Genomic DNA, 10,119 nt, shown 5'->3' on the forward strand with positions numbered 1-10,119 from the left:
CAAGCTAATCTTTGATTTGAATCAAATCACCATTAATATTGACAATGTCTCCTGGGTATAATTTTTTACCGCGACGATTTTCGAGTTCATCGTTTAATTTCACTGGGAATTCTTGCAAATACCATTTGGCTTGTCCCCCTGTTGAAATATAACCTAATTCTTTTAACGCCTGGTTTAAGGTAATATATGCCTCTTTAATTGTTAAATCTTGAATTGTCATTTCCCCCCATCTTTATAAAACCAATTACTTTATCACTTTCTATTATACTTTCTTTTAAAGTAAAGCACAAATTTAAAATCGATATTTTTAATTCCTAACAAATTTTACTATTAAACTTTGTAAACTATCCAAAAAACAAAAAATGGCTGAGAATAGCTAAAATTTGCCAAATAAAAAAAGGCCACAAATATGTGACCTTTTTTTAAAATGTTCGAACTGGGGTAATCAATTGGACAAATTGACCGTCATTTTCTTTTGGTACCACTGTAAATGGTCTCAAAGGCTGTGTAAATTTCATTGTGATTTGGTCAGTTTTGAATGCTCGAAGAGCTGATTTTAAATAATCAGGATTAAATGATATCTCAAGGCTTTCACCAACTAAAGTGTCAACATTCAAAATTTCTTCAACATTTCCAACTTCTGGGGAGTTCCCATAAAGAACGACTTGATGTAATTCAGGATTAATCACTAAACGAACAACATTATTACGGCTTTCATGTGTTAACAGGCTAGCACGTTCCAATGCACTAAAGATTTTTGAACTGTTAAACGTGATATCTGTCGTTGAACTATCAGGCAATAAACGATCAGTTTCAGGGTAAGTTCCTTCAAGCAAACGAGAATAAAAGGATAAGTTTCCAATAGTAAATAAAATCTGATTTTCACTCATCTGAATCTGAATATTATCATCAACATCACTTAAAATCCTTGAAAGCTCAGTTAAACTTTTTCCAGGAATAATAAAATCTAAGATATTATCTGGACCATTTTCAATTTGCAATATACGTTGCGATAGTCGATGGCTATCTGTGGCAACAGCCTTCACTTGATTATTTGAAATAACAAAGTGAACTCCAGTTAAAATGGGTCTACTTTCCTGTGTTGATACAGCAAAGTTAGTTTGATTGATTAAGTTGCGTAACATTTTCCCGTTTAACTCAAATTGCAAATTTTTTGAAACTTGCGGTAGTCTTGGATAATTATCCGCATCTAATCCATTGATTAAGAATTCAGAACTTCCAGATTTAATAACTGTTTGTAAATTTTCTTTCACTTCAAATGTAAAAATGGATTCCGGCAATTTCTTAACAATTTCACTGAAAAATCTTGCAGGTAAAACGATGTTTCCTTCACTTTGAATTTGTAATTCAGTATCTTTTATCACTGTTGATTTGATTGAAATATCTGAGTTACTTCCTGTCAATATCAGTCCTTCTGTTGACAATTCTAATTTAATTCCTGTCAAAATGGGAATCGTAGTCTTAGAAGAAATTGCACGCATAACATGATTTAAATGATTTATAAATTTATTTCTATCAATTGTAAATTTCATTAAAAAATCCTCTTTTTCTATTTAATTTATATTTATATATAGTTAGTAATAGTAGTAGGTACTGTGGATACTGTTGATAACTCAGCTAATAACTAGTTAACACAACATTTCGCCTGTGAATAAACTGTGTATAACTGGGGTACTTTTTCCACACTAGTTGTGTGTAAGTTTTTGGGTAATATCATTAATTTGATTTTTAATATCAGAATCTATTTTGATAAGTTCAGCTATTCTTTCTTGAGCGTGCATAACAGTTGTATGATCTTTACCCCCAAATTCTTGTCCGATTTTAGGAAGCGATTTGTCAGTCATATTTCGAGATAAGTACATGGCAATTTGCCTAGGTAAAACGATTGTTTTAACACGTTTTTTACCTTTTAAATCACTAGTAGATATTTGATAGTAATTGGCGACAACTTCTTGGATTTTTGGGATAGTAACACTACTGAATTGTTGGACTAAGTTTAGATTTTGTAGAGCTTCTTGAGCGAGTTGAGGATTTATATCTTGTCGTTTAATAGTCGCGTGGGCTTGGACACGAACAAGCGCTCCTTCAAGATTCCTAATATTAGTATCGACTTGTTTGGCGATATAGCTGATAGTGGCATCATTAATTTTGATTTTCTCAGCATCCGCTTTCTTTTTAAGAATAGCAATGCGTGTTTCGAAATCAGGAGGAGTAATTTCGACTTGTAATCCCCAAGCAAAACGGTTGCTAAGTCTTTCGGAAAGACTTTTAATTTCGTTTGGTAAACGATCGCTTGTCATAACAATTTGTTTTTGATTACTATAGAGTGTTTCAAAAGTGTGAAAGAATTCTTCTTGAATACCTTGTTTATTAGCAAAAAATTGAATGTCGTCAACTAAAAATAAGTCTGCATTACGATATTTTCGTCTAAAAGCTTCTTGGGTATTATTCTTTATTGAGTTAATTAAATCATTAACAAACGTCTCACTTTGAATATAAACAACTCGACAGTTAGGATCTTCTCGTAGCATTTGGTGAGCAATAGCCTGCATTAGATGTGTTTTACCTAGGCCAACACCACCAAATATAAAAAGTGGGTTGTAAAAATCACCAGGATTATCTGCAATTGCCATAGCAGCTCCAGCTGCTAGCTTATTACCTTCCCCTTGAACAAAGGTGTCAAATGTATATTTATTATTCAAGCGTAGGTCAGAAGCCAATCGCGTGTGTTGCAAATCAGTTGAACTAGAACGGGTATTATTTGATGATTGCTGTTGAACAGGTTGTGATTTGTAATTAGTTATTTCAGGTTCAGGTTGTTGATTCTCAACATAAAAAATAGGTGAGATTTCAAGGTCAGCATAGCCGTAAGCTTCTTGAATTAAATCAGAAGAAAGATTTTTTTCCCAGTAGCCTTTGCTGACAGCAGTTTCAACACTAATTGTCATTTGCTTAGTGTTTTCATCAAATGAAGCAGGATGTGTATTTCTAAACCAAGCATTATAGGTGACTTCATTGTATCTTTTTTTCATTTCATTAGTAAAATATTCCCAAAAGCTATTTAGATTAAACAATCAGTTGGTCCTCCAATCAATAAAATAATGGTAACGTCAAAAAATATTTTAACATTTTATTAACGGCTTTTCCACAGAGATAAAAAATAGTTTTACACAAAATCACAGCTGTGGAAAACATCAAAATTTATCCTGTGGATAAAAAGCTTTAGGTATAACTGACACTTTGTATATATATCCATATATAGTGAAAATTATTGAAATCAAGCGTTTTTTCATCCTGTGCATAACATTTTTTATCGAAGATGGAATGTGGATAAAGCTGTTTATTAATCTGTGGATATTTTTTAAGAGGATTTTTTTGTTTTTTTTATCCACTTTTTTATCCACAAATTTTTTTAATGAAATTATCAACTATTCAATTGAAATAAAGTAGACTTATTATTGTTTATATGCTAAAATTTAACAGTATTGTGCTTATATACATTACAGTAATTTATAAAATAATGACGTAACAGTCCAAAGCACTCGAAATAATTAGGAGGTGCAAAAACATGTCAAAAAGAACTTACCAACCTAAAAAACGTCACCGTCAACGTGTTCACGGTTTTAGAAAACGTATGAGTACTAAGAACGGCCGCAAAGTTTTAGCACGACGCCGTCGTAAAGGTAGAACAGAATTATCTGCTTAAGGCCACTGAATAAACTTCAGTGGTTTTTTTGTTATATAAGGTGGAAATACTCAAATGAGAAAAAAGTATCGCATAAAAAAAGAACAAGAGTTTCAGACAGTTTATCAAGGGAAGAACTCTTGTGCAAATCGTGCTTTTGTAATTTACCAAATGTCCAAACCAAACCAGAAGCATTTTAGAGTCGGGATTTCTGTCGGAAAAAAAGTTGGCCACCATGCTGTTGTTAGGAATCGTCTGAAACGTTATATTCGTCAAACATTAACTGAAGAATTGCAAGACCTACCACAAGAACTGGATTTTTTGGTTATTGCTAGACCCTACATTCGTGATTTTACGATGGCTGAGGTTAGACAGAATCTGCGGCATGCTTTGAAGGTCGCTAATATTTTAGAAAAATAAGTGTTTAACTTAAGGAGATAGAGTTGACTAATTTTATAAAGAAACATCGTAAAAAAATATTGCTGATGGCAACTTTGATGTTATTCACATTAGTTTTAACGGGTTGTTCATCAACAAATCAGCCAATTGATCCAAGTACGTCAAACTTTTGGGATCGTTATATTTTGTATAATATGTCACAGCTATTAATTTGGATTTCAAAAAGTGTTGGAAATAATCCTGGTCTGGCTATTATAATTTTTACTATTGTCGTTAAAATTATTTTATTACCATTAAATGTGATTTCAATGCGTAATATGAAAAAAATGTCACAACTGAAACCACAAATGGATGAAATCAAGAAAAAATATCCAGGTAAAGATGCTCAAAGTCAAAAACAAGTTCAGGTAGAAACTCAAAAATTATATTCTGAAGAAGGAATCAATCCGATTTCAGGGTGTTTACCAATGCTGCCTCAATTGCCAATTTTGTTGGCACTTTATTCTTCGATTTTGAGAACGCCAGAACTTCAAGTTGGTAAATTTTTATGGATGGAGCTAGGGAAGCATGATCCGTACTTTGTAATGCCAATCCTTTCGGCATTGTTAACTTTGGCTACTTCTTATATTAGTTCAATGCAGCAGCCTGAAACTAATGCTACTACAAAGATTATGACATTCGTTCCAGCAATTATGATTTTAATCGTAGGTTTGAATTTGCCATCAGCCTTAACAATTTATTGGGTAGCTTCAAACTTATTCCAATTAGCACAAACTTTCATTTTTCAAAATCCGTTGAAATATCGTCGCGAAATTCGTGAAAAAGAACAACTAGAACGTAATCGTCGTCGTAAATTGAATAAAGCGAAAAAGAAAATTTATAAAAAATAAAAAAGTCACGCATTTGCGTGACTTTTTTATTTTATGTTTTCGTATTTGAAATTAGGAAATAAAAACTTATCAGCTAAATCAACAATTTTACCTTGGAAAAACAGAGCAAAAATTGTTCCGATATTAACAGCTGAGAGTTGGTGTGAAACAGCGAAAATAATAATGATGATAATAATTGGTGGTGTAAAGGTTAATAACTGTGCACTAACGGGATTGCCGTTTGTGTATTTAAATCGAATAACTTTCATCAAGTCATCAACGGGGTGCATGATTAAGTTGACTCTTTGATAAAGTGAAATACCACATCCGATGAAAACAATACCAATTAAATCAATAATTAATTTAACAAAATAAGGTAATTCGGGAAGTGAGGTCATCATCAGTAAAGATGTTAAGTAGTTAACGACTAGACTGAATGGAACCATGAAAATGATGTTGCCAATAACCTGCTTGAGTTTGAGTTGGCGAAGCAAGACGATTGTCAACAATGCTGCAAATAGAGCAGTACCAAAAAGTGTTGATCCTAAGTTCCAAGAAAAAAACGAACTGATGTTAACGGCGCTAGCAGTCCAAAGTGCAGAACCAAGATTCATGGATACTGTCAAAGCATTACCAAGTCCATTGATGAAAATGGCGAATGCAAGAAAAAATAGTCTTGAGGTCATGCTGTTTTTTTGATTCATTGTGAGCTCCTTTTTTAGGCTTTGTTACTATGATAGTTAATTATTGATAAATAAGCAAAGAAATAATACATTTTTATAACATATAATGGAAGAAACTCGGTTAGAAATCAAAAATGTTTCACGTGAAAACATTGAAGCATTGACAAATTTAGCGAATACCGCTATATTTTAAATAAATGAATATCGATAAAGTAGTCAAGGTGCTTTATCCACTAGAAGCTTGAACTCTTAGTGGATATCTAGCACCTTTTTTATTTCAAGGAGGAATTATGGCCACTGCTGTTACGGAATACGATACGATAGCTGCGATTTCAACGCCGATAGGTGAAGGTGCAATTTCGATTGTGAGATTATCTGGTGAAGATGCAGTAGAACAAGTTAATCGTTTATTTAAAGGAAAAGATTTGACTGATGTGGATAGCCATACTATTCACTACGGTCATATTTTGGATGCCACCACCCAAAAACCAATTGATGAAGTGATGGTGAGTGTGATGCGTGCACCTAAAACATTTACTCGTGAAGATATTGTCGAGATTAATTGTCACGGTGGTGTGGTGGCAACTAATAGAATTCTACAAAACTTTTTAGGTGAAGAAGTTCGGCTAGCTGAACCAGGTGAGTTCACTAAGAGAGCTTTTCTGAATGGTCGAATCGATTTGACACAAGCCGAATCTGTTATGGATTTAATTCGTGCCAAAACCGACAAAGCTATGCAAGTCGCAGTTAACCAATTAGATGGACAATTAAATAATCTAATTCATAATTTAAGAGAAGAAATTTTACAGGTTTTAGCTCAAGTAGAAGTTAATATTGATTACCCTGAATATGACATGGATGATATGACAACCCAGTTGCTACTTGAAAAGGCACAACATATCCAAACACAAATTGATGGTCTTCTTCAAACTGCCAAACAAGGAAAAATCTTACGTCATGGATTGGCAACGGCTTTGGTAGGGCGACCAAATGTTGGGAAATCGTCCTTGTTAAATTATTTAATTAAAGAAGATAAAGCGATTGTGACTGACATTGAAGGAACAACGCGTGATGTTTTAGAAGAATATGTCAATGTTCGTGATGTACCGTTGAAATTAGTTGATACAGCAGGTATCCGTCAAACTAAAGATGTTGTTGAAAAAATCGGCGTGGAACGGTCTAAAAAAGCGATTAATGAATCAGACTTGGTTTTACTAGTTATTAATGCAGCAGAAGAGTTAACTGGCGAGGATCAAACATTACTAGAGCTAACTCGAGATAAGAATCGGATCATTTTATTAAACAAAATTGATTTGGGAGCTAAGATTTCACGTGATGATTTAATCAATCAAGCACCTGATACCCCAATTATCGAAATTAGTGTGCAAAATACCCAAGGACTTGATCAACTTGAAGAACAAATTGCGACCATGTTCTTTGGCGGAATCGAAACTAACCAGACTGATGTGATGGTAACGAATGCTCGCCAAATTGGCTTGTTAACGCAAGCTCAACACAGTTTAGATGAAGTGATTGCTGGAATTGCAAACGGTATGCCAATTGATTTAGTTCAAATTGACATGACAGCTTGTTGGGATAAATTAGGTGAAATCACAGGTGAAAGTGCACCTGATGAATTAATTACCCAGCTATTTAGCCAGTTCTGTTTAGGAAAATAATGAGGAGAGATTAAACACATGAAGACATACGATTCATATGATTACGATGTTATTGTTGTAGGTGCTGGACATGCGGGCTCAGAAGCGGCACTTGCTTCAGCTAGAATGGGTCAAAAAACCCTCCTACTAACTATCAATTTAGATATGGTAGCCTTTATGCCATGTAATCCATCAATTGGTGGTCCCGCTAAAGGAATTGTTGTACGTGAAGTTGATGCTTTAGGTGGTCAAATGGGCCAAAACATTGACCAAACCTATATTCAAATGAGAATGTTAAATACAGGTAAAGGACCAGCGGTTCGAGCACTACGTGCACAAGCTGATAAAAATCAATACCACGAAACAATGAAACAGGCGATTGAACAAGAAGGCAATCTAACGCTAAGACAAGGTCTTGTTGAAGATTTAATTGTTGAAGATGGTGTTTGCCAAGGAGTTTTAACAAATACAGGGGCTAAATACTACGCTAAATCAGTTGTCTTAACAGCCGGAACTTCTTCACGTGGAAAGATTATTATCGGTGAATTGATGTATTCATCAGGTCCAAATAATTCACTTCCTTCTATTAAATTATCTGAAGGTCTTGAACGTTTAGGCTTCAAGTTAAACCGATTCAAAACCGGAACACCTCCTCGTGTCGATAAAAATACGATTGATTTTTCTAAAACAGAAGAACAACCAGGAGACACTAAACCAAATCATTTTTCATATCAAACCAAAGATGAAGATTACGCAATTGATCAAATTAGTTGTTGGATGACTTACACTAACGAAAACACTCACGATATCATTCGTCAAAATCTTGACCGTGCCCCAATGTTTTCAGGTGTGATTGAAGGGGTAGGTCCTCGCTACTGTCCATCTATTGAAGATAAAATTGTACGTTTTGCAGATAAGCCTCGCCACCAACTATTTTTAGAACCAGAAGGTCGCCACACAGAAGAATACTATGTCGGTGATTTTTCAACATCAATGCCAGAAGACGTTCAATTGAAAATGTTGCACTCGGTTGAAGGACTTGAAAAAGCTGAAATGATGCGTCCAGGTTACGCAATTGAATATGATGTGATTGAACCTTGGCAATTGACTCATACCCTAGAAACTAAAGTGGTTAAAAACTTATTTACAGCAGGTCAAATGAACGGAACTTCAGGATATGAAGAAGCAGCCGGACAAGGAATTGTGGCCGGAATCAACGCTGCACTTCGTGCTCAAGGTAAAGAAGGCTTTACTTTGAAACGTGATGAAGCTTATATTGGTGTGATGATTGACGACTTAGTAACCAAAGGAACAGCTGAACCTTATCGCTTACTAACTAGTCGTGCTGAATATCGTTTGATTTTGCGTCATGATAATGCTGACCTACGTTTAACTCAAAAAGGACACGACTTAGGTTTGGTACAAGAACCTCAATTTGAACGATTCACACAGAAAAAAGAACAAATCGAAGCTGTTTTAAAACAATTCCAGACAACACGTCTTAAACCAACCGCTGAATTACAAACTTACTTGGAAGAAAATAACCAAGCTAAATTGAAAGATGGTATTTTGGCTAGTGAATTGCTAAAACGCCCAGGGATTAGTTATGGTGATGTTGAACAGTTTATGGCTATTGATCACGATATTGATCGTTATGTCAAAGAACAAGTGGAAATTTCACTTAAATATGAAGGTTATATCAAAAAAGAACAAGGTAAAATCGATAAGTTACGCCGCTTAGAGTCTAAAAAGATTCCAAAGAACATCGATTATGAAGCCATTAATGGCTTAGCCACAGAATCTCGCCAAAAATTGATGAAAATCAGACCTGAATCTATCGCTCAAGCTAGCCGTATTAGTGGGGTGAATCCTGCTGATGTTGGTATTTTGAGTGTTTACATTCAACAAGGTCGGATTGCAAAACTGGAAAACCCAGTGGAATAGTTGGGTTTAAATCATATTTGGAGAGAATATAATGAAAAAAGGACATAAGTTTGAGTCGTTACCAATCGCGATTATGTTATCAATAGTCGGTGGGTTTGTTGATGCCTTTAGTTATTTGCATCTAGGGCATGTCTTTTCGGCTTTACAAACAGGAAATATTGTTTTACTTGGGTTAAACATTGCAACATTTAATGTAGGGGCAATCTTGCATTATCTCTTACCCATCTTTTCTTTCTTAGTGGCAAGCGCTATAGCCAATTTCGTAGAATTATCTGGACCAAAATTAAATCGGTTTGTTTGGCAAGAAATTGTTATATATATTGAATTGATAGGGCTATTCATCACTAGACTGTTAATTAGTCAACTAGATACTACTATTATAGTAAGTATGTTGTCATTTTTTATGGCATTTCAGGTTCACTCATTTCGAGTTGTAAATAATCATCCTTATGCTTCTGCTATGAATACGGGTAATCTAAAAAAAGTAGGAAATTCAGCAATTGCTTACTTATTAGGTGAGAATAAAAGTGAAAATAAAACGATATTTGTTGATTGTTTGCTTATTATCTTAACCTTTGTATTAGGCGCTATATTGAGTTCATGGCTTTCTATCTGGATTGGTATTAATGCAATTTTCTTTCCAATGATCGTATTAATAGCTGTTTTGATACTTGTAAGGTGCGAATAAAAGTTGATTTAAGAGGAGATGCTACCCTCTTAAATCAACTTTTTTATTTTTTTAGAAAAAGGTATTGTCAAGTTAGTTGAATGATGATATTATAGTTTTTGTCGTTAAATAACGATGCAACGCGAAATAAACAAATCAAAAAAAGATTTAAAAAAGTGTTGCAAGACAACTT

At 34.2% G+C, this 10,119-nt stretch carries 10 protein-coding genes; 6 read left to right on the plus strand and 4 right to left on the minus strand.

Annotated elements, in window-relative coordinates:
- Positions 1–4: 4 nt before the first annotated feature.
- The 3 genes from yaaA to dnaA form a co-directional block, all read right to left on the minus strand.
- On the minus strand, positions 5–220 hold the full coding sequence (gene yaaA / locus FC86_RS01110; RefSeq protein ID WP_056974183.1) for a S4 domain-containing protein YaaA: 216 nt from the start codon (positions 218–220) through the stop codon (positions 5–7).
- 202 nt (positions 221–422) lie between these two features.
- Entirely contained in the window at positions 423–1,553 is a 1,131-nt protein-coding gene (gene dnaN, locus FC86_RS01115; protein WP_056974184.1) for a DNA polymerase III subunit beta, read from the minus strand.
- 153 nt (positions 1,554–1,706) lie between these two features.
- Complete coding sequence (dnaA, locus tag FC86_RS01120) at positions 1,707–3,095, minus strand: chromosomal replication initiator protein DnaA (RefSeq protein WP_056974185.1); 1,389 nt, start codon at positions 3,093–3,095, stop codon at positions 1,707–1,709.
- 494 nt (positions 3,096–3,589) lie between these two features.
- Between dnaA and rpmH the strand changes: the two genes are divergently transcribed.
- The 3 genes from rpmH to yidC are packed head-to-tail and all read left to right on the plus strand — an operon-like array spanning position 3,590 to position 4,995.
- Complete coding sequence (rpmH, locus tag FC86_RS01125; RefSeq protein WP_056974186.1) at positions 3,590–3,727, plus strand: 50S ribosomal protein L34; 138 nt, start codon at positions 3,590–3,592, stop codon at positions 3,725–3,727.
- A gap of 54 nt (positions 3,728–3,781) precedes the next feature.
- The gene (gene rnpA, locus FC86_RS01130) at positions 3,782–4,126 is read left to right on the plus strand and encodes a ribonuclease P protein component (RefSeq protein ID WP_056974187.1); all 345 of its coding nucleotides are present in this window, start codon (positions 3,782–3,784) and stop codon (positions 4,124–4,126) included.
- Between the two features lie 23 nt (positions 4,127–4,149).
- Positions 4,150–4,995, plus strand: coding sequence for a membrane protein insertase YidC (yidC, locus tag FC86_RS01135; protein WP_056974188.1), 846 nt, complete (start codon positions 4,150–4,152; stop codon positions 4,993–4,995).
- Positions 4,996–5,021: 26 nt separating this feature from the next.
- Here yidC and FC86_RS01140 read toward each other — a convergent pair whose 3' ends face one another.
- Positions 5,022–5,678: a YczE/YyaS/YitT family protein gene (locus tag FC86_RS01140; protein ID WP_056974189.1), complete on the minus strand. Its 657-nt coding sequence runs from the start codon at positions 5,676–5,678 to the stop codon at positions 5,022–5,024.
- A 269-nt stretch (positions 5,679–5,947) separates the two neighbouring features.
- Between FC86_RS01140 and mnmE the strand changes: the two genes are divergently transcribed.
- Genes mnmE through FC86_RS01155 form a run of 3 tightly spaced genes read left to right on the plus strand, consistent with a single transcriptional unit; the run spans position 5,948 to position 9,947 of the window.
- Positions 5,948–7,336, plus strand: coding sequence for a tRNA uridine-5-carboxymethylaminomethyl(34) synthesis GTPase MnmE (gene mnmE, locus FC86_RS01145; RefSeq protein ID WP_056974190.1), 1,389 nt, complete (start codon positions 5,948–5,950; stop codon positions 7,334–7,336).
- Between the two features lie 18 nt (positions 7,337–7,354).
- Positions 7,355–9,259, plus strand: coding sequence for a tRNA uridine-5-carboxymethylaminomethyl(34) synthesis enzyme MnmG (mnmG, locus tag FC86_RS01150; RefSeq protein WP_056974191.1), 1,905 nt, complete (start codon positions 7,355–7,357; stop codon positions 9,257–9,259).
- A 31-nt stretch (positions 9,260–9,290) separates the two neighbouring features.
- Positions 9,291–9,947: a YoaK family protein gene (locus tag FC86_RS01155; RefSeq protein WP_056974192.1), complete on the plus strand. Its 657-nt coding sequence runs from the start codon at positions 9,291–9,293 to the stop codon at positions 9,945–9,947.
- Positions 9,948–10,119 lie beyond the last annotated feature (172 nt).

The sequence above is a fragment of the Holzapfeliella floricola DSM 23037 = JCM 16512 genome (assembly GCF_001436605.1).
Taxonomy (GTDB): Bacteria; Bacillota; Bacilli; order Lactobacillales; family Lactobacillaceae; genus Holzapfeliella; species Holzapfeliella floricola.

What these genes read in the sequence shown, in the direction of transcription:
- FC86_RS01140 (WP_056974189.1), bottom strand. Translation starts at nt 5,678, where the DNA reads ATGAATCAAAAAAACAGCATGACCTCAAGACTATTTTTTCTTGCATTC.
- dnaN (WP_056974184.1), bottom strand. Translation starts at nt 1,553, where the DNA reads ATGAAATTTACAATTGATAGAAATAAATTTATAAATCATTTAAATCAT.
- mnmG (WP_056974191.1), top strand. Translation starts at nt 7,355, where the DNA reads ATGAAGACATACGATTCATATGATTACGATGTTATTGTTGTAGGTGCT.
- rnpA (WP_056974187.1), top strand. Translation starts at nt 3,782, where the DNA reads ATGAGAAAAAAGTATCGCATAAAAAAAGAACAAGAGTTTCAGACAGTT.
- mnmE (WP_056974190.1), top strand. Translation starts at nt 5,948, where the DNA reads ATGGCCACTGCTGTTACGGAATACGATACGATAGCTGCGATTTCAACG.
- rpmH (WP_056974186.1), top strand. Translation starts at nt 3,590, where the DNA reads ATGTCAAAAAGAACTTACCAACCTAAAAAACGTCACCGTCAACGTGTT.
- FC86_RS01155 (WP_056974192.1), top strand. Translation starts at nt 9,291, where the DNA reads ATGAAAAAAGGACATAAGTTTGAGTCGTTACCAATCGCGATTATGTTA.
- yaaA (WP_056974183.1), bottom strand. Translation starts at nt 220, where the DNA reads ATGACAATTCAAGATTTAACAATTAAAGAGGCATATATTACCTTAAAC.